Raw genomic sequence first — 19,143 nt, forward strand, 5'->3', positions numbered from 1 at the left:
CGTACCATTTTTAGTCTTTACAAAGAGAAATGTCTTTCACATACTTATTGGGATCCATCCAAGAGTTCTTAGGGCATGTTTTATAGTCTTGATCACTAAGGTTATATGATATATATATCGATGAAAACAAACCAACTACCGCACCTAATATAGCTATAACAGCTAGTACACTAGCTAATCTATTATTCATTCTCGCCATTTCATTTTTTATTGCAGAATAAAATGCCAAATATGAAAAGTAGAATAATAGCGGCGCTGCAAATACTAGAACACCAACTTTCCAAGAGAAAGTGACTATATCACTTGATTTAAAGAAAGCTAAATACCCACTTAAAGAAAACCAACATCCCCAGCAGGACATGAGGAAAACCAAGGTTGCAAATGCGCCAACTAATGGCCTGTTTATCTTAACCACGACTGACTCTCCCCCAAGCATGAAAGAATTGATCGGGATGGTATGGGGTATATTGTCTTTTATGTGATTTTAAATTTTTTATTATTGTCTCACTAATTTTATATTCATTATCTAACCAGTATAATATCGCACTCACTAAAACACCTAAAAAGAACACACCAATAGCAATAACAAGAACACTACCACCAGTAACCATGAGTCCAGTAGCGGCAGCTTTTGCCCCCCAAGCAACACCAATAGATACTGCTAATTTTGCCGCATCCATCGTTAAATTAACAAAGAAATCGGTTAGCGCATATTCATCTTTCACCATCAACTCAATGGCCCGATAAGCACCTGAAAAAATAATGCAGAATCTTGCACCTGCCGCAATACCGCTTTCAATGCCTTTTGTACCAATCCCCATATCGAGTATTTTTTGGTTACTGACTAAATATCGGGTGGCATCTAAATACTTTCTTACCCCCGGATACCCAGATAATTTTATGTACTTGCTACCATTTTTCCCGACATATTCCGTTGCCGTTACGCCGAATCCTTTTATCTCCATCACGATTCTGCTCACAGACACAGCTTCTGCAATATTTCCAGCAAACGATGAAGTAGGATCGGCACAGCCAAATATCGCCGTTTTCCACGAATCATTAGGGTTTGGTGTGCATAACGTCTTTAAAAAATACGTCGCTTCCTGCGCAGTCAATATGGCATGAATGTTATCGTTATTTATTTCATTTAGTTGAGCATGTAATTTCTGATAGTTAATATCTGCATGCTGCTTTTTAAAATCAAGATGATCCTCTAACCGATAGTCATCATCCACAAGCGTTTTTAAAACGGGATCGTATCTCACAGTCACTCACTCCCTTGAATTTTACTTAAGTCAATGCACTATTTTCCCTGTAAGGGCACTTTAACGGAAAAATGATGATTTTTAAATATTAATAATGCCCAACCCACAATTTTTCATTCCCTAAAAAAGAAACTCGTTACTTAAAAACGTTACGAAAGAAGGCCATCAATATGCGTTATTTAAGGGTTGGGCGCTAGCGCAGCGCTACCTCGATAATAGCCAGACAATAGCGCTTAATGTCGCGGATAAACTGCCTGTACGGCAGTGAACCGACACTATTCACACAAATGTTAGAGCGAGCCTTTCTAAGCTGCCTATCCGGCAGTGAACCGAACGTCACACTGCCACCAAGATCGTCATTCTTTCTAAACTGCCTGTGCGGCAGTGAACAAACGTGTTTGTTGTCGTTTTGAGTTTGTCGATTTCTAAGCTGCCTATACGGCAGTGAACGGCGACTTAACCATGACGGTAGACGCGTGCCTTTTCTAAGCTGCCTATACGGCAGTGAACTTGTCTTTGGTGAACAGGTTGCAAGCTCTGACTTTCTAAGCTGCCTATGCGGCAGTGAACCTTTGGTTTTGGCGTTAATGCCTGATTTAGCATTTCTAAGCTGCCTATGCGGCAGTGAACCAGTGATTTGTCTTGTATGTCTGCGCCGTTCTTTTCTAAGCTGCCTATCCGGCAGTGAACTGAGTGAGCAGAGTTATATTTCTTGTCGTAGCTTTCTAAGCTGCCTATCGGCAGTGAACTCCAGCGGACGCAGTGAGCGTCGAGCCTGCGATTTCTAAGCTGCCTATACGGCAGTGAACCGATGAATCAGATTATTGTGCTGGCGTTGGATTTTCTAAGCTGCCTATGCGGCAGTGAACATCACTGAGCGTAATCATGTCGATCGGCTGATTTTCTAAGCTGCCTATGCGGCAGTGAACCAACCGGATATCATCGGCCTGCGCATCTGCCATTTCTAAGCTGCCTATGCGGCAGTGAACCTTTGCGTAATCCTCAGGGGTGTGATTCACCTTTTCTAAGCTGCCTATGCGGCAGTGAACCGATACCTTCCAATGGTATCGGCGATCATTTCCTTTCTAAGCTGCCTATGCGGCAGTGAACGTAGGCTTTCGCACGGCGGCGCTGAAAATAGATTTCTAAGCTGCCTATGCGGCAGTGAACATCCTGCGTTGTATCGCTGGGTTTTGTAGCTTTTTCTAAGCTGCCTATGCGGCAGTGAACAAACTATTGCTGAGGCATGGATTAACGACAATTTTCTAAGCTGCCTATGCGGCAGTGAACTGGCGCGGCAGGCGGTGACGATTCCGCTTTTCTTTCTAAGCTGCCTATGCGGCAGTGAACCCGCAGCAGCAAACTACCGATACCTTTACCCATTTCTAAGCTGCCTATGCGGCAGTGAACCGCAAAACTCATCAAAATAGGCCTTTCCATCAGTTTCTAAGCTGCCTATGCGGCAGTGAACTATTTGTTTCGACATGCTGACTCCATAAAAAATTTCTAAGCTGCCTATGCGGCAGTGAACTGTGACCGTGAGAAAGCTCCGCGAAGTTCGACTTTCTAAGCTGCCTATGCGGCAGTGAACTCAGCAACTGGACAGCCTGCGCCTGCCATCGTTTTCTAAGCTGCCTATGCGGCAGTGAACCTGAGTGTGCCGCGTCTGAGTGGGCTAACCGTTTTCTAAGCTGCCTATGCGGCAGTGAACGACGGCTGGTTAATCAGGCCAGGTGCCGATCATTTCTAAGCTGCCTATGCGGCAGTGAACTAATGATGAAACTGGCGAGACCGAGTGGTACTTTTCTAAGCTGCCTATGCGGCAGTGAACTAGAGAACGGCAGGAAACCAGACGTGAATATGTTTTCTAAGCTGCCTATGCGGCAGTGAACCGTAGCCCGATCACTCTAACGATTTGTTTTATTAGCAGCAATTGCCGTTTTCGCCGCAAAAACCCTTTTTTTCAACTCAGCGGTAACTCATTGATTTTTAATCCTGTGAAATAGGCCAAATAAAAAGGGTCTGCGTCTGGGTAATATTTTTTGCAGCCACCATTTTCCCAGAATATTTGTGATAGTCTGATTTTCGTTAGTTTTCTGAAGATTATATTTTTTCTTATCAAATAGTTAGCCTGCGATTCATTCGCTGGCATCCCAGCTATTATCGATTGCGGCAGAAAATACATTATGGATAACGCCTTTAGCCCTTCGGACTTAAAAACTATTCTGCATTCCAAACGCGCCAATGTTTATTACCTCCAGCATTGCCGCATTCTCGTTAACGGTGGCCGTGTCGAATATGTCACGGAAGAAGGAAACCAGTCTCTGTACTGGAATATCCCCATCGCCAATACCAGCGTTGTCATGCTGGGAACCGGCACCTCCGTCACGCAGGCAGCGATGCGGGAATTTGCCAGAGCCGGTGTAATGGTTGGCTTTTGTGGCGGCGGCGGTACTCCACTGTTTGCGGCAAACGAGACGGAAGTGGCGGTATCCTGGCTATCACCACAGAGCGAATATCGACCAACCGAGTATTTGCAGGATTGGGTCAGCTTTTGGTTCGATGATGAGAAAAGGCTGGCCGCCGCCATCGCTTTCCAACAGGTGCGGATAACGCAAATTCGTCAGCACTGGCTGGGTTCTCGCCTGTCCCGCGAATCCCGCTTTACCTTTAAGGCCGACCATCTTCAGGCGCTTCTTGATCGCTATGAAAAAGGGCTAACCGACTGCCGCACCAGCAATGACGTGCTGGTGCAGGAAGCGATGATGACCAAAGCCCTATACAAACTGGCCGCTAATGCCGTGAGCTATGGCGACTTTACTCGCGCTAAACGCGGCGGCGGCACCGATCTGGCCAACCGCTTTCTCGATCACGGCAACTATCTGGCTTACGGGCTGGCTGCCGTCGCGACATGGGTTCTGGGTCTGCCGCACGGGTTAGCCGTGTTACACGGTAAAACTCGCCGCGGCGGGCTAGTATTCGACGTTGCCGATTTAATTAAGGACGCACTCGTACTGCCGCAGGCGTTTATTGCCGCGATGGAAGGCGAGGATGAGCAAGAATTTCGTCAGCGCTGCCTGACTGCATTCCAACAATCCGAGGCGCTGGATGTGATGATCGGCAGCTTGCAGGATGTCGCCAGCAAGCTGAGCCAGGTGGGTCGATGAACATTCTGCTGATTTCAGAATGCAATAAGCGCGCGCTGGTCGAAACCCGCCGGATACTGGACCAGTTTGCCGAACGCAAGGGCGAGCGCACGTGGCAAACCGCTATCACGCTGGAAGGGCTGAACACGCTACGCAAGCTGCTGCGCAAAACGGCGCGTCGTAATACGGCCGTCGCCTGTCATTGGGTTCGCAGTGCGAATCATACCGAGCTGCTGTGGATCGTCGGTAATTTACGGCGTTTTAATACGCAGGGGAGCGTACCGACCAACACCACCAGCCGCGATATTCTGCGCTCGAAAGATGAAAATCCGTGGCACAGCGCCGAGGTGTTTAGCCTGCTGGCGGCTATTTCCGGGTTATTTCACGATGTCGGCAAGGCCAATGCGCTATTTCAGGCGGGACTACAGAGCCAGGCAAAACGTGGTCAGCCATATCGCCATGAGTGGGTGTCGCTGCGGCTGTTTCAGGCCTTCGTGGGGGAGCAAGACGACAAAGGCTGGTTAACCGCGCTCAGTAGCATCACTTCGGAAGCCGAATTCGCTTTGCTCGCCAGCCTAAAGCAAGATACGCCAGCAGTGAACGACACGCCGTTTCTGACCCTGCCGCCGCTGGCGCAGGTTATCGCCTGGCTGATTGTTTCGCACCATCGGCTGCCGGTGTTTAACAAATCGACAGAGCTTGCCCCCAACAGCAGTGAACCGCAGCTCAACTATGCAGAGACATGGTTAACCGGCCATCTCTCGGCACAATGGAATGCACTCAATCATTGCAAGACCGATGTTACGCCGTCCGATCTTGAGCGAAACTGGCAGTTTCCGCATGGCACGCCGCTACGCAGCAGCGTCTGGCGTGAGAAAGCACACAAGTTTGCGGGTCGTGCGCTAAAGCTCCCCTCATTCATGCATTTCGCTCAGTTAGATCAACGGCTGACCGTGCATCTGGCTCGTCTCGCACTCATGCTGGCTGACCATCATTATTCAGCAGGCGATCCAACCGCGGGCTGGCAGGATCCCGCTTATCCGGTTTGGGCAAATACCAAAGGTCGTGGCGGTAAGCCTGAATGTAAACAGAAGCTGGACGAACACTGCGTCGGCGTCGGGCAAAATGCGCTGCTGCTGGGACGCAGCCTGCCACACCTGCGCGAAACGCTACCCGCGATTACTCGCCACAAAGGATTCCGTCAGCGCAGCACGCACCCGTGCTTTCGCTGGCAGGATCGCGCATTCGATCTTGCCTGCTCCATTCGGGAATCCAGCAAGCAGCATGGCTTTTTCGGCGTCAACATGGCCTCGACAGGCCGGGGAAAAACCTTTGCCAACGCACGAATTATGTATGGCTTGTCGGACGAGTCTATCGGCTGTCGCTTCTCGGTCGCACTGGGATTACGCACGCTAACGCTACAAACCGGTGATGCACTACGGCAGCGCTTAAAGCTGGATGAAGACGACTTAGCGGTGCTGATTGGTTCACAGGCCGTGCAAGATCTCCATGAAATGCGGTTGGAAAATGAGACGCACCAACAAAATACGCCGCAGACGGGCAGTGAATCCGCCGATCCGCTGTTCTCTGAGCATCAATATGTCCGTTACGACGGTTCGCTGGATGATGGCAGGTTAAAGACGTGGTTGGAACGTAGCCCCACCCTGCATCAATTACTGAGTGCACCGGTGCTGATCACCACCATCGATCACCTGATGCCCGCCACAGAAAGTCTGCGCGGCGGCCACCAGATTGCCCCGATGCTACGGCTATTGACCTCCGATCTGGTGCTGGATGAACCGGATGATTTTGGGCTGGAAGATCTTCCCGCGCTCTGCCGACTGGTGAACTGGGCAGGAATGCTGGGATCGCGTGTTCTACTTTCCTCGGCCACGTTGCCACCAGCGTTAATTCGCGCGTTGTTTGGTGCCTATCTTGATGGCCGTGCCGCCTGGCAACAGGCTTACGGTACACCGAATACGCTCTTGAACGTGTGCTGCGGCTGGTTTGATGAATTTGATTGTCAGCATGAGCAGTACGGCGATGTGAAAGGCTTCATGACCCAGCACGATGCGTTCGTTCAGCAGCGGCTGAAGAATCTTGCCAAAGAGGAACTTCCGCTCCGGCTAGCTTCCATTGTGCCCGTCAGCAGCCCCAGCAAAAATAAAGATGATGTTCATCTGGCCGTCGCACAGGCAATCCACCCACTGCTGCGCGATTTACATTCACAGCATCACCAACAGCATAAGAGCGGAAAAACCGTCTCGCTGGGGCTGGTCAGAATGGCAAACATCAACCCGCTGGTTGCCGTCGCCCGCCAGTTGCTTGCCATCCCCTCGCCGCCGGACACCTGCATTCATTACTGCATTTACCACAGCCAACATCCGCTGGCGATGCGTTCCTATATTGAGCAACGGCTTGATGCCGCGCTGATGCGTAACGACGCCGATGCGCTGTGGCAGGTGGAGGAGATTCGTCAGGCGATAGAAAACGCGCCGCAGCAGCATCATATCTTTGTGGTGTTAGCGACCTCAGTCGCCGAGGTCGGTAGAGATCATGATTACGACTGGGCAATTGTCGAGCCCAGTTCAATGCGTTCATTCATCCAACTCGCCGGACGAATATTACGCCATAGACAGGATGAACAGCATGTACCTAAAACCCCCAATATCACCCTACTTAGCCACAATATTCGCGCGCTGAAAGAGGAAAACGTCGCGTACTGTAAACCCGGCTTTGAGTCGAAGGATGACAGGCTGGATACGCACGATCTTCGTCAGCTATTGCAGGAGGAGGACTACCGTCATCTCAACGCCGCCCCACGCATTGTGCAACCGGCGTCCCTCACCAAACCGTTTTCACTGGTGGCGTTAGAACATGCTGTTTTAGGAAAAACGCTACTTTTCCTAAAAAATCAAAAGCTCGATGACCTGAAACGCCCGCCCGCCGCATTCTGGTGGCGTGCACATCCGCACTGGAACGGTGAATTACAACGGCGCACACCCTTTCGAAAATCCGACAGAGATGAACCGTACTACTTGTGGATCGCCGACGACGATGAAGAGGCCGTTTTCATGATACCGGACGACGGCCCCAGTGAATGGAAGCAAAGCGATGTTATCCGCCCCACGTCACTGCACATGGCAGAAGGCGTTTGTGCGTGGATCGATCCAGACTACCACGCCTTATACCAGCGGCTGGCGGACGAGAAACAGTGGGAACTCAAACGGGTTAGTGCCCGCTTCGGCGAAATCCGCCTGCGGGAAGACGAGGAAAAAGACTGGCTCTGGCACCCGCTGTTAGGGGTGTTTGCACAATGACAAAAATAGCAACAGGAGGAGGAATGGAAGAAAACAGACTGACACAGTTCATTGTGTCCTACATCAGCACCCGAAAGCAGGCCAAACTGGATGCGCTCGATAAAGAGGCGGAGAAGAAACGTGCGATGCTTAGCGGTGAAGCGTTAGCCGCAGAGGAATTGGAGCTGGCCGAGAAGCGGCGAGAGATCGAGCAAAAACACGAGGTTCGCGCTTGGTTAACCGATGCCGCTAGCCGCGCTGGACAAATCAGTCTGGTCACCCACGCGCTGAAATTTACCCACAGCGATGCCAAAGGCAGCAGCATCTTTAGCGCTGAAACGGCAGCAGATGCTAAAACGCTTTCCACCGCAACACTGGCACAGCCCGCTATCGATGCAGTGGGAAATGCCGCCGCACTCGATGTCGCCAGGCTGCTACAGACCGAGCAAGACGGGGATTCACTGGTCGCGGCCTTACAGCGTGGTGACCACCGTGCATTAGAAGCGCTGGCAGAAAACCCGGAACAGCTCACGCAATGGCTGGCAGGGTTTCAGCAGGTCTTTACCGATCGCCAGCCCAGCTCGCATAAGCTAGCCAAACAGATCTATTTCCCAACAGAAAACAGTGAATACCATCTGCTCAGCCCGCTCTACTCTTCGTCGTTGGCGCAGGCGCTCCACCAGCGGATTAATGCCGTGCGCTTTGGCGATGAAGCTAAGGATATCCGCAAAGCACGCAAAGATAATCTGTGGCACGACCAGCTTGATATCAGCTATCCCAATTTGGCAGTACAGAATATGGGGGGCACCAAGCCGCAAAATATTTCCTCACTCAATAGCAGCCGCAGCGGCCGTTCCTATTTGCTCAGTTGCGCACCGCCGCAGTGGAACAGCATTGAAAAACCACCACAGCAGCATGACTCTATTTTCCGTCCACGCGGCGAGGTGGACTATCACACCCGAGCGACCTTAGCGCAGATGCAGCGCTTTCTGCTTAGCGTGAAAGAGGTGGAAAACAATCGCGACATTCGCCAACAGCGCCTGCGTTATCTCGACCAGTTGATCGATCAGCTCTTATTTTATGTCTCCAGCGTCCAAAACTTGCCCTCCGGCTGGAGCGCAGAGTCTGAACTGAAACGCGCCCAGCAGCTGTGGCTCGATCCCTATCGTGCAGAAACGGATACGGTTTTCCGCCGCGAGCGTGAAGCAGGAGACTGGCAAAAGGCCGTGGCCTACGATTTTGGTCGCTGGCTGAACCGCCGACTCAAGCATGAAGAATTGATCTTCGGCGAAGTCGAACGCAGAGAATGGTCCACCGCAGCACTGTTCAAGCGCCGGATGCGCGAAATGGAAAGTAGCCTGAAAGAGGATCTGGCATGAGCACGTTGATTATCTTGCGTCGTATCAAGGTCGAAAACGCCAACGCTATTGCCGGGCTGACCTATGGTTTCCCCGCTATTACGCACTTTCTCGGGTTTACCCATGCGCTGTCGCGCAAGTTACAGGCCAGCCACGGGTTGACGCTGGAAGGCTGTGGCGTGGTGAGCCATCAACATCAGCTACACGCCTACGGTTCTAGCTGGGAACGGAGTTTCGCCCTGACCCGTAATCCATTGACCAAAGAAGCGAAAACCGCCGCCTTCAATGAAGAAGGCCGTATGCATATGACCGTCTCGCTGTTAATCCGCTGCCACGGGCAGATTCCGGCAGATACCACGGCATTGCGTGATTTCCTCACCCAGCAGGCACAGTGCCAACGGCTGGCAGGCGGCACGATTGTCGATATCGAGCGCGTCACCCTCCAGTCATTACCCAGCGACGAAGCGGAAACCCGTAAAGTGATGCGCCGTTTGTTACCGGGCTTTGTACTAAAAGACCGCACATCGCTGCTGCATGACCATTTCCAGACACTACAGCAGACCAATCCACAAGCGGAACTGATCGATGCCTGGCTGGATTTCGCCGCGTTAAAAATGCGGGCAGAGCGCGATCCCAACGGGAGCAACGTTCAGTGGCAATATCAGCCCAAACCCGGTGGTGGTGGCTTCCTGATCCCGCTAATGATCGGCTACCGCGCTATTTCACCGCTCTACTCTCCCGGTGAAGTCGATAAAACCCGCGATCCGCACACGCCATTCTGTTTCGCCGAAGCCGCCTACGGCATCGGGGAATGGCAAGGCGCGCATCGCATCAGTGATATCCGCCAGATACTCTGGGAGTACGACTATCAGAACGGCGATTATCACTGCCGCCAATTAGCGGACACCCATTCAGCAGCAGAAGACACTTCCTACGAATTCGATGACTAAAAAGGACGACATCATGGCAAAAGCACCAACAAGCTTAAAAACTGCATCGGTACTGGCTTTTGAACGCAAGCTGGCGAATTCGGACGCGGTAATGTACGCAGGCAACTGGGCGCAGCAGGACAACTGGACGCCGATTGCCATTCAGGAGAAATCGGTGCGCGGGACGATCTCCAACCGCCTGAAAAATGCCCTCACCAGCGACCCAGCCAAGCTGGATGCAGAAATTCAGAAAGCCAACCTACAAACCGTGGACGTTGCCGCCCTTCCCTTCGGTGCCGATACCCTGAAGGTCGCGTTTACTCTGCGGGTGCTGGGTAACCTCGCGCAGCCCTCGGTGTGTAACGATCAGGATTATCAAACCGCGTTGGGTAACATCATCACCGGATACGCTCAGGATCAGGGTTTTGGCACACTGGCGGCACGCTATGCGGAAAATATCGCGAACGGTCGTTTTCTATGGCGCAACCGCGTCGGGGCGGAAGCTATTCGTGTGGTCGTGACCACAGGTGAGCAGCGCTGGGAATTTAACGGCGAAGACTATTCGCTGCGTGAGTTCAGTCAGCCAACGGGTGACCTTGCCGCACTGGCACAGGCTATTGAGCAAGGGCTGGCTGGCGACTCATCGGTGCTTTTTACCGTGGAAGCCTATGTGCAGCTCGGTAACGGGCAGGAAGTCTTTCCTTCTCAGGAACTGGTGCTCGATGAAAAAGCGCGTAACGGCAAGAGCAAGATTCTCTATCAGGTCAATGACGTCGCCGCGATTCACTCGCAGAAAATCGGTAACGCGCTGCGCACCGTTGATGACTGGTATCCCGCTGCGGACGAAGCTGGCCCGATAGCGGTCGAACCCTACGGCTCCGTCACCAGCCGGGGTAAAGCCTACCGCCAGCCTAAAGATAAAATGGATTTTTACACGCTGCTGGATAACTGGGTGATTAAAGGCGATGTTCCTGCACCAGAGCAGCAGCATTACGTGATTGCCACGCTGATTCGCGGCGGCGTGTTCGGTGAAAAAGGCGAATAAGGTGGCGGTATGGATCACTACATTGATATTCGCGTCCAGCCCGATCCCGAGTTCACTGCCTCGCAGCTCTTGAACGCATTGTTTGCCAAACTGCACCGGGCGCTCGGACAGGTGGCGGATGGCAAGATTGGGATCAGCTTTCCCAACGTGGGTAAAACGCTGGGGGAATGTCTGCGACTGCACGGTACAAAAGAGGCGCTCTCTACGTTGGAGCAAACGGCCTGGCTGAAAGGATTGCGGGATTACACGCAGGTTTCCGCGTGTACAGCCGTACCTGACAGCGTGAAATTTCGCACCGTACGCCGCGTTCAGCTAAAGAGCAGCGCTGAACGGTTGCGCCGACGCTCAGTCAGCAAAGGCTGGTTGACGGAAGCGGAAGCCGCAGCACGGATTCCCGACGCGGTGGAAAAACGCAGCGCACTGCCGTTTGTGCAAATTAAGAGCTTGTCCAACGGGCAAATGTTTTTCGTGTTTGTGGAACATGGCCCGCTACAGGACGCCCCCGTCGCTGGCCGCTTCTCCTCCTACGGTTTAAGCGCAGAAGCCACCGTTCCCTGGTTCTGACCCTTTTCTGGCGACCAGCTGCAAGCTATTGATTTTTAATTGCGGTTGGTCGCTCTAATAAAAAAGGGGTTTTCGACAAAAAAGCCCTATTCTCTTTAACAATCTGGTGGTTAGATTAAAAATCTAACGTTCACTGCCGTGTTGGTAGCTTAGAAACTGCGTGCTGCGGATGCGCTGATAGAACAGAAGTTCACTGCCGTGTAGGTAGCTTAGAAATATATTTGAAGAAACTATGCGCGAGTTGGGGCGTTCACTGCCGTATAGGCAGCTTAGAAAAGCTGGACCGTGGACGCGGGAGGAATAAAGAAGTTCACTGCCGTATAGGCAGCTTAGAAATACGAGCTGAATTCAGATAACGGCATGGAGAGGTTCACTGCCGTATAGGTAGCTTAGAAAAGGTATCGACAGGATTTTAATTTTCGGCATAAGTTCACTGCCGTACAGGCAGCTTAACAAATATCAGGACTTGCACTTCGCCAGACATCATCCGGTCAGACTGACCGATTATTTAACCCAATCTTCCAACGTCAGCCCCTGCACTCTTTCAAACTCTCTCAGATTATTGGTAACCAATATGGCCTTAGCGCTGATGGCATGACCAGCGATGGCCGTATCATTTGGGCCAATAGGCGTGCCTGCGGCGGCTAACGCAATTTTGATTTTCGTAGTAGCGTCTACTGCTGCGCTATCCCAAGGTAACACCGCATCGAGCCGACGACAGAAAGCATCAACTAGTTGCATATGGCGTGGCGAGGCTTTTTTTCCAACCGCCCCGAAACGCATTTCAGCGTAAGTGATGGCAGAGACCACGATCCGATCACGCCGCAATGTGCACTGCTGTAACTTGTCAATCACCGCTGTCGGGTGTTCACGCATAATGAAGGAACAGATATTGGTATCCAGCATGAACAAGCGACTCACAGCTCGAATCTCCCCTCTTCGACTATATCCTGACGTTCTGTCATAAAGTCAGCGTCAGCGCGCTCTTCTTGCAAAAATGAATGCCAATTGGGTTTAACCGGACGCAGCATGATGGTATCCCCCTCACGCACGATCTCCAGTTCGTTGACCCCTTCAAAGTCCATATCACGCGGCAAGCGAATGGCACGGTTGTTACCGTTTTTAAATACCGAAACAATACGCATGATGCACCTCCTCCTTCATATAAAATTCAGCCAGCCACTTACCATTTATCATTGCTGGCTAAAACATAAGCTAAGTATAGGTATTAATCACTCGATTGTATATTCATAGCATATGCAGATACCTAGCATAGGCCTATCGACGATAAATAAAATCTTTGCCATACGCTCATGACCCTTTTTTTACGCATCACCGTAACTCATTGATTTTTAATTTTGATTACCTGCCCTAATAAAAAAGGGTTTTTCGGGAAAAATAGTTTATTTCCTTTTAAAATTAGGCAACTACCGTAAAATATGAACGGTTCACTGCCGCATAGGCAGCTTAGAAATAAAAGGCGGCACGATATATCACTCATTTGACGTTCACTGCCGCATAGGCAGCTTAGAAAAGTATGGAAAATGACATAGAACGGTGCGCTAAGTTCACTGCCGCATAGGCAGCTTAGAAAAACCGAAATATTCACAGCACTGACCCTCATAGGTTCACTGCCGCATAGGCAGCTTAGAAAATTAATGCAAATTGATGATGAGCAGGCGATCAGTTCACTGCCGCATAGGCAGCTTAGAAAATTACCGCCGCATCACTGCCGCGACCGTGTTGGTTCACTGCCGCATAGGCAGCTTAGAAATCGCCGCCGGGATAGGCTCCGGCTCCGAATTTGTTCACTGCCGCATAGGCAGCTTAGAAAGACGTGCAATTCTCCGAAGCCAATGGCGATAAGTTCACTGCCGCATAGGCAGCTTAGAAATGCCACCGCTAACGTCGTTGGCATTCGTTAATGTTCACTGCCGCATAGGCAGCTTAGAAAAGTTGCATCCGGCATGAAGAACGGCGGCGATGGTTCACTGCCGCATAGGCAGCTTAGAAATTCGTCATCACAACACTGAGCACGAGACTTCTGTTCACTGCCGCATAGGCAGCTTAGAAACATTGCGTAGTGCCCAGCACCACAACGCATCGATTCACTGCCGCACAGGTAGCTTAGAAAAAGTGACGCGCGCAGAGCGTATACGGTCAGAGGTTCACTGCCGTGCAGGCAGCTAGATACTTATCAGAATGCGTCGCTAGCGCGACGCATATCGTGGGGCTATTCCCCGTTGAGCGTGACAACCAGCGAGCGACTGCCGCCGTGGTTGCGATGTTCGCACAGGTAGATGCCCTGCCAGGTGCCGATGTTCAGGCGTCCGTTGGTGATGGGAATCATCAGGCTGTTGCCCAGCAGGCTGCCTTTCAGGTGCGCGGGCATATCGTCGCTACCTTCATAAGTATGACGGTAGTACGGTTCATTCTCCGGCACTAAACGATTAAAGAAACTCTCGAAATCCTGCCGCACAGTGGGGTCGGCATTCTCATTAATCGTTAGCGCAGCCGAGGTATGTTTGATGAACACCTGCATCAGCCCGACGTTTATCTGGCGCAGTGCGACAACCTGCGCCAGTATTTCGTCAGTCACCAGATGGAAACCTCTGGTTTTCGGCTTCAGGCGGATTTCATATTGTATCCACATCGCCGCCTCCGGCTATCAGGCTTCGCGCGCCAGAATCGGGCGCAGGAAGCGCGCAGTGTGAGACTGTTCGCACTCCGCTACCGTTTCCGGCGTACCGGAGACCAAAATTTCTCCGCCACCGCTGCCGCCTTCTGGCCCTAAGTCGACAATCCAGTCCGCCGTTTTAATCACATCCAGATTGTGCTCAATCACCACGATGGTATTACCCTGATCGCGCAACTGATGCAGAACGGTAAGAAGCTGCTGAATATCGGCAAAGTGCAGGCCGGTCGTAGGTTCGTCGAGAATATACAGCGTCTGGCCAGTTCCGCGTTTTGACAGCTCGCGAGACAGTTTTACACGCTGCGCTTCCCCACCGGACAGCGTAGTAGCTGACTGCCCAAGGCGAATGTAGGACAGACCGACGTCGATCAGCGTTTGCAGCTTCCGCGCCAGCGCCGGAATGGCATCAAAGAACTCTCGCGCTTCTTCGATAGTCATATCCAGCACTTCATGGATGCCTTTGCCTTTGTATTGAATTTCCAGCGTTTCACGGTTATAGCGTTTGCCTTTGCACTGGTCACACGGCACATAGACATCCGGCAGGAAGTGCATTTCGACTTTGATCACGCCGTCACCCTGACAGGCTTCGCAGCGTCCGCCACGCACGTTAAAGCTGAAACGGCCGGGGTTGTAGCCACGGGTACGCGCTTCCGGTACGCCGGCAAACAGTTCACGAATCGGCGTGAAAATACCGGTGTAGGTTGCCGGGTTGGAGCGCGGCGTGCGGCCAATCGGACTTTGATCGATATCGATCACCTTATCAAAATGCTCCAGCCCCTGAATCTCGCGGTGAGCGGCGGGCTCCGCCAGCGTCGCGCCGTTCAACTGACGCTGCGCCAGCGGGAACAAGGTATCGTTGATAAGGGTGGATTTGCCCGACCCCGACACGCCAGTGATGCAGGTAAATAGCCCAACCGGCAGCGTCAGCGTGACGTCTTTCAGGTTATTACCCTTCGCGCCAATCAGCTTCAGCACTTTGGTCGGATCCGCAGGCACGCGCTGTTTCGGGATTTCGATCTTGCGTTTACCGCTGAGGAACTGCCCCGTCAGCGAATCTGGCACCGCCATGATCTCTTCCATCGTGCCTTCTGCGACAATCTGGCCGCCGTGCACGCCCGCACCGGGGCCGATATCAATCACATGGTCGGCGGCACGAATCGCATCTTCATCATGTTCTACCACAATGACGGTATTACCCAGATTACGCAGGTGAATCAGGGTTTCCAGCAGTCGCTCGTTATCGCGCTGATGCAGGCCGATGGACGGTTCATCCAGTACGTACATGACGCCAACCAGCCCGGCACCGATCTGGCTCGCCAAACGAATACGCTGCGCCTCACCGCCGGACAGCGTTTCCGCCGAACGGGAGAGCGACAAATAGTTCAGCCCGACGTTCACCAGAAACTTCAGCCGATCGCCAATCTCTTTCAGCACTTTCTCGGCAATTTGGGCGCGCTGCCCGCTGAGCTTCATATTCTGGAAGAACGTCATCGCATGGCCGATGCTCATATCGGAAATCTGCGGCAGTGTCGTCTGCTCGACAAACACGTTACGCGCTTCTTCACGCAGGCGCGTTCCACCGCAACTGGCACAGGAACGGTTGCTGATGAATTTCGCCAGCTCTTCGCGCACCGCCGTGGATTCCGTTTCTTTATAGCGGCGCTCCATGTTGTGCAGCACGCCTTCGAACGGATGACGACGTACCGACGTATCGCCGCGATCGTTGATATATTTGAATTCGACGTTCTCTTTACCAGAGCCGTACAGGATCACTTTCTGAACCGCAGCACTCAGGCTTTCAAACGGAGCATCGACGTCAAATTTGTAGTGCTCCGCCAGTGAGCGCAGCATTTGGAAATAGTAGAAGTTGCGGCGATCCCAGCCGCGAATCGCGCCGCCTGCCAGCGACAGCTCAGCATTTTGCACCACGCGGGACGGGTCGAAGAACTGCTGCACGCCCAGACCATCACAGCTTGGGCACGCGCCCGCTGGATTGTTGAACGAGAACATACGCGGTTCCAGTTCGTGCATGCTGTAGCCACACACCGGACAGGCAAAGTTCGCCGAGAACAGCAGTTCTGGCTGCGTCGGGTCGTCCATATCAGCGACAACTACGCTACCGCCAGACAGATCCAGCGCGGTTTCAAACGACTCTGCCAGCCGCTGCGCCAAATCTTCGCGCACTTTAAACCGGTCAACGACGACTTCAATGGTGTGCTTTTTCTGTAATTCCAGCTTCGGCGGATCGGACAGATCGCACACTTCGCCGTCGATACGGGCGCGGATATAGCCCTGTGAAGCCAGGTTTTCCAGCGTCTTGCTGTGTTCGCCTTTGCGATCTTTCACAATGGGTGCCAGCAGCATCAGGCGCTTACCTTCCGGCTGCGCCAGCACGTTGTCCACCATCTGGCTGACCGTCTGCGCATCCAGTGGCACATCGTGCTCCGGGCAGCGCGGCTCACCCACGCGTGCAAACAGCAAACGCAGGTAGTCATGAATTTCAGTAATCGTCCCGACCGTGGAACGCGGGTTATGCGAGGTGGATTTCTGTTCGATAGAGATGGCAGGCGACAGCCCTTCAATATGATCGACGTCCGGTTTTTCCATCAGCGACAGGAACTGACGGGCGTAGGCGGAGAGTGATTCCACATAGCGCCGCTGCCCTTCGGCATACAGCGTGTCAAACGCCAGCGATGACTTACCCGAACCAGACAAACCGGTGATTACAATCAGCTTGTCACGAGGGATTATCAGGTTGATATTCTTGAGATTATGGGTACGAGCACCACGAACTTCGATCTTATCCATTCACACACTTCCCGGAATAAAAACGGTTTGTCATCGCCTCTCGAACGGAGAGAACCGGTACGAAACGAGCAATTATGGCACAAAAAAAACTGAATGGATATCCAGTATTAAACCCGTTTACTTTGCAAACGCTGCAAACCTTACTTTCATTTCTGAAGCCATTTCGCAGGTATGACAGAGAGTTTTCCCATGGTAAGATTGATCGTTTAGACTTAGAAAATAAATCTACCGATTCATCAGGAGACGAGCATGGCCAGCAGAGGCGTTAATAAAGTGATTCTTGTCGGGAATCTGGGTCAAGACCCGGAAGTCCGCTATATGCCGAATGGTGGTGCAGTTGCCAACATCACGCTGGCTACGTCGGAAAGCTGGCGTGACAAGCAAACCGGTGAGCAGAAAGAGAAGACTGAGTGGCACCGCGTGGTGCTGTTCGGCAAACTGGCAGAAGTCGCGGGCGAATACCTGCGTAAAGGCTCTCAGGTTTACATCGAAGGCGCACTGCAAACCCGTAAATGGGCCGATCAGGCTGGCGTAGAGCGCTACACCACCGAAGTCGTCGTTAACGTCGGCGGCACCATGCAGATGCTGGGTGGACGCCAAGGCGGCGGCGCACCAGCAGGCGGTAACGCAGGTGGCGGTCAGCAACAAGGCGGTTGGGGTCAACCTCAGCAGCCGCAGGGCGGCAACCAGTTCAGCGGCGGCGCGCAGTCTCAACAGCGCCCTGCACAGAACAGCGCTCCAGCACAAAGCAACGAACCACCAATGGATTTCGACGACGACATTCCGTTCTGATTTCGAAAGTATCCTTGTCACATTGATGGTTACCACATTCTTTTGTGGTAACCATCAGCTCTTGAAACATTGATTCATCACCCTTTTATGATAAAGGGTCATCATCTTCATCATAATGGAAAAAGTATGGTTTCCCTGAAGGATGTGGCGCAGTTAGCGGGTGTGTCAATGATGACGGTGTCACGCGTCCTCAACCATCCCGATACCGTTCGCCCTGAAACCAGAAAGCGCGTCATGCAGGCGGTGCAGACGCTTAACTACATCCCCGACCATTCCGCACGAAAAATACGTACCCAGCGTAACAGCGCCTCAACTATTGCGATTCTGGCAAGAGATACCGCAACAACGCCCTTCTCCGTCGAAATTTTATTAGCAATAGAACAAACTGCGCGGGAAAAAGGCTGGAATAGTTTTCTTATTAATATATTTTCAGAGCAAGACAGCGAGCGGGCAGTACGGCAGCTGTTAGCACAGCGCCCAGACGGAATTATTTATACCACTATGGGGCTTCGCCACGTCACGCTGCCAGATGTGCTGAAAGGGGAAAATGTTATTTTAGCGAACTGTCAGTCAGACGATAAGTCGCTTCCCGCCTACATCCCCAACAATTTTGACGCACAGTATCAGGCAACACGCTATCTGATTGATCGTGGCTACCAAAAACCCCTGTGCTTTTGGCTCCCTGACGCAGAAGCGGCAAGCCGCGACCGCCGCAACGGGTTTGAGCATGCTTGGCAAACGGCGGGACGTTCATTATCAGACACCTCGCAGCATCATATGATGTTGGGAGATGAACACTACACCGACCTGGCAGAATTACTGGCCATCAAATTAAAAGATAATCATCCTGATTTTGATGTCCTTATCTGCGGTAACGATAGGATCGCCTTTATCGCTTATCAGGTCTTGCTTGCACACGGCATTGCTATCCCCGAACAGGTTGCAGTATTAGGGTTTGATAATCAGGTAGGCATGGGCAATTTATTCCTCCCTCCCCTTTCTACCATACAATTACCTCACGATGAGATTGGCCGGCAGGCAACGCTTCACATTATTGAAAACCGCGAAAACGGCGGTTGTCAGCAACTCCCTTGTCCACTCCTGATCCGCTCATCGACATAATACGGCTGCTGTAAGATTCGCTTTTACGTTTGACAAAGACTCAGCAACAGTGAAACTACCGAGTCTTCGTGTATCAATGCACCAATCTTTTGATTACGCGGTGGTTTCAGTACGCAATGA

General features: G+C 52.0%; 15 protein-coding genes and 3 CRISPR repeat arrays. Of the genes, 9 read left to right on the forward strand and 6 right to left on the reverse strand.

All coding sequences use genetic code 11. From position 1 onward, the window contains the following. Nucleotides 1-10: 10 nt before the first annotated feature. Both HP572_RS15950 and HP572_RS15955 read right to left on the reverse strand, forming a co-directional pair. Entirely contained in the window at nucleotides 11-415 is a 405-nt protein-coding gene (locus HP572_RS15950) for a DUF1240 domain-containing protein (RefSeq protein ID WP_072036284.1), read from the reverse strand. Then, nucleotides 408-1,265, reverse strand: a complete 858-nt coding sequence (locus HP572_RS15955; RefSeq protein WP_240583719.1) for a hypothetical protein — start codon at nucleotides 1,263-1,265, stop codon at nucleotides 408-410. Before HP572_RS15955 ends, HP572_RS15950 begins: the two co-directional genes overlap by 8 nt. A 242-nt stretch (nucleotides 1,266-1,507) precedes the next feature. Then, nucleotides 1,508-3,157: a CRISPR direct-repeat array (repeat unit 28 nt; unit sequence TTTCTAAGCTGCCTATGCGGCAGTGAAC). Nucleotides 3,158-3,451: 294 nt separating this feature from the next. Here HP572_RS15955 and cas1f point away from each other — a divergent pair. From cas1f to cas6f, 6 genes are read left to right on the forward strand one after another with little or no spacing between them, the layout of a single operon-like run. Continuing rightward, entirely contained in the window at nucleotides 3,452-4,432 is a 981-nt protein-coding gene (gene cas1f, locus HP572_RS15960; RefSeq protein ID WP_240583720.1) for a type I-F CRISPR-associated endonuclease Cas1f, read from the forward strand. Further along, complete coding sequence (cas3f, locus tag HP572_RS15965; RefSeq protein ID WP_240583721.1) at nucleotides 4,429-7,731, forward strand: type I-F CRISPR-associated helicase Cas3f; 3,303 nt, start codon at nucleotides 4,429-4,431, stop codon at nucleotides 7,729-7,731. The genes cas1f and cas3f overlap by 4 nt, the downstream gene beginning before the upstream one ends. Before the next feature lie 23 nt (nucleotides 7,732-7,754). After that, entirely contained in the window at nucleotides 7,755-9,089 is a 1,335-nt protein-coding gene (gene csy1, locus HP572_RS15970) for a type I-F CRISPR-associated protein Csy1 (protein ID WP_240583722.1), read from the forward strand. Further along, nucleotides 9,086-10,018: a type I-F CRISPR-associated protein Csy2 gene (gene csy2, locus HP572_RS15975; RefSeq protein WP_240583723.1), complete on the forward strand. Its 933-nt coding sequence runs from the start codon at nucleotides 9,086-9,088 to the stop codon at nucleotides 10,016-10,018. The genes csy1 and csy2 overlap by 4 nt, the downstream gene beginning before the upstream one ends. A 13-nt stretch (nucleotides 10,019-10,031) precedes the next feature. Next, nucleotides 10,032-11,042, forward strand: a complete 1,011-nt coding sequence (gene csy3, locus HP572_RS15980) for a type I-F CRISPR-associated protein Csy3 (protein ID WP_240583724.1) — start codon at nucleotides 10,032-10,034, stop codon at nucleotides 11,040-11,042. A gap of 9 nt (nucleotides 11,043-11,051) precedes the next feature. Beyond that, nucleotides 11,052-11,606: a type I-F CRISPR-associated endoribonuclease Cas6/Csy4 gene (gene cas6f / locus HP572_RS15985; protein ID WP_240583725.1), complete on the forward strand. Its 555-nt coding sequence runs from the start codon at nucleotides 11,052-11,054 to the stop codon at nucleotides 11,604-11,606. A 128-nt stretch (nucleotides 11,607-11,734) separates the two neighbouring features. After that, a CRISPR array of direct repeats spans nucleotides 11,735-12,062; the repeat unit is 28 nt; unit sequence GTTCACTGCCGTATAGGCAGCTTAGAAA. Between the two features lie 48 nt (nucleotides 12,063-12,110). On the opposite strand, the gene HP572_RS15990 is transcribed toward cas6f, so the two are convergent. The 4 genes from HP572_RS15990 to uvrA all read right to left on the reverse strand — a co-directional run bounded on the left by HP572_RS15990 (nucleotide 12,111) and on the right by uvrA (nucleotide 17,109). Then, complete coding sequence (locus HP572_RS15990; protein ID WP_240346463.1) at nucleotides 12,111-12,512, reverse strand: type II toxin-antitoxin system VapC family toxin; 402 nt, start codon at nucleotides 12,510-12,512, stop codon at nucleotides 12,111-12,113. A gap of 11 nt (nucleotides 12,513-12,523) precedes the next feature. Then, nucleotides 12,524-12,751 carry a type II toxin-antitoxin system VapB family antitoxin gene (gene vapB / locus HP572_RS15995; protein WP_095700536.1) on the reverse strand — a complete coding sequence of 76 codons (228 nt, stop codon included), beginning with the start codon at nucleotides 12,749-12,751 and terminating at the stop codon, nucleotides 12,524-12,526. 301 nt (nucleotides 12,752-13,052) lie between these two features. Beyond that, nucleotides 13,053-13,800: direct repeats of the CRISPR family, unit length 28 nt; unit sequence GTTCACTGCCGCATAGGCAGCTTAGAAA. A gap of 39 nt (nucleotides 13,801-13,839) precedes the next feature. Further along, complete coding sequence (locus tag HP572_RS16000; RefSeq protein ID WP_240583726.1) at nucleotides 13,840-14,259, reverse strand: secondary thiamine-phosphate synthase enzyme YjbQ; 420 nt, start codon at nucleotides 14,257-14,259, stop codon at nucleotides 13,840-13,842. A 15-nt stretch (nucleotides 14,260-14,274) separates the two neighbouring features. Next, nucleotides 14,275-17,109, reverse strand: a complete 2,835-nt coding sequence (gene uvrA, locus HP572_RS16005) for an excinuclease ABC subunit UvrA (RefSeq protein WP_240583727.1) — start codon at nucleotides 17,107-17,109, stop codon at nucleotides 14,275-14,277. Between the two features lie 74 nt (nucleotides 17,110-17,183). Between uvrA and HP572_RS16010 the strand changes: the two genes are divergently transcribed. The 3 genes from HP572_RS16010 to HP572_RS16020 all read left to right on the forward strand — a co-directional run bounded on the left by HP572_RS16010 (nucleotide 17,184) and on the right by HP572_RS16020 (nucleotide 19,023). Next, the gene (locus HP572_RS16010; RefSeq protein WP_182912385.1) at nucleotides 17,184-17,378 is read left to right on the forward strand and encodes a hypothetical protein; all 195 of its coding nucleotides are present in this window, start codon (nucleotides 17,184-17,186) and stop codon (nucleotides 17,376-17,378) included. Continuing rightward, a complete protein-coding gene (ssb1, locus tag HP572_RS16015; RefSeq protein WP_039283288.1) occupies nucleotides 17,359-17,901 on the forward strand; it encodes a single-stranded DNA-binding protein SSB1 in 543 nt (180 codons plus the stop codon). Before HP572_RS16010 ends, ssb1 begins: the two co-directional genes overlap by 20 nt. A 126-nt stretch (nucleotides 17,902-18,027) precedes the next feature. Beyond that, nucleotides 18,028-19,023 carry a LacI family DNA-binding transcriptional regulator gene (locus HP572_RS16020; protein ID WP_119888516.1) on the forward strand — a complete coding sequence of 332 codons (996 nt, stop codon included), beginning with the start codon at nucleotides 18,028-18,030 and terminating at the stop codon, nucleotides 19,021-19,023. Nucleotides 19,024-19,143 lie beyond the last annotated feature (120 nt).

The sequence above is a fragment of the Pectobacterium sp. PL64 genome, assembly GCF_022477975.1.
Lineage (GTDB): Bacteria > Pseudomonadota > Gammaproteobacteria > Enterobacterales > Enterobacteriaceae > Pectobacterium > Pectobacterium jejuense.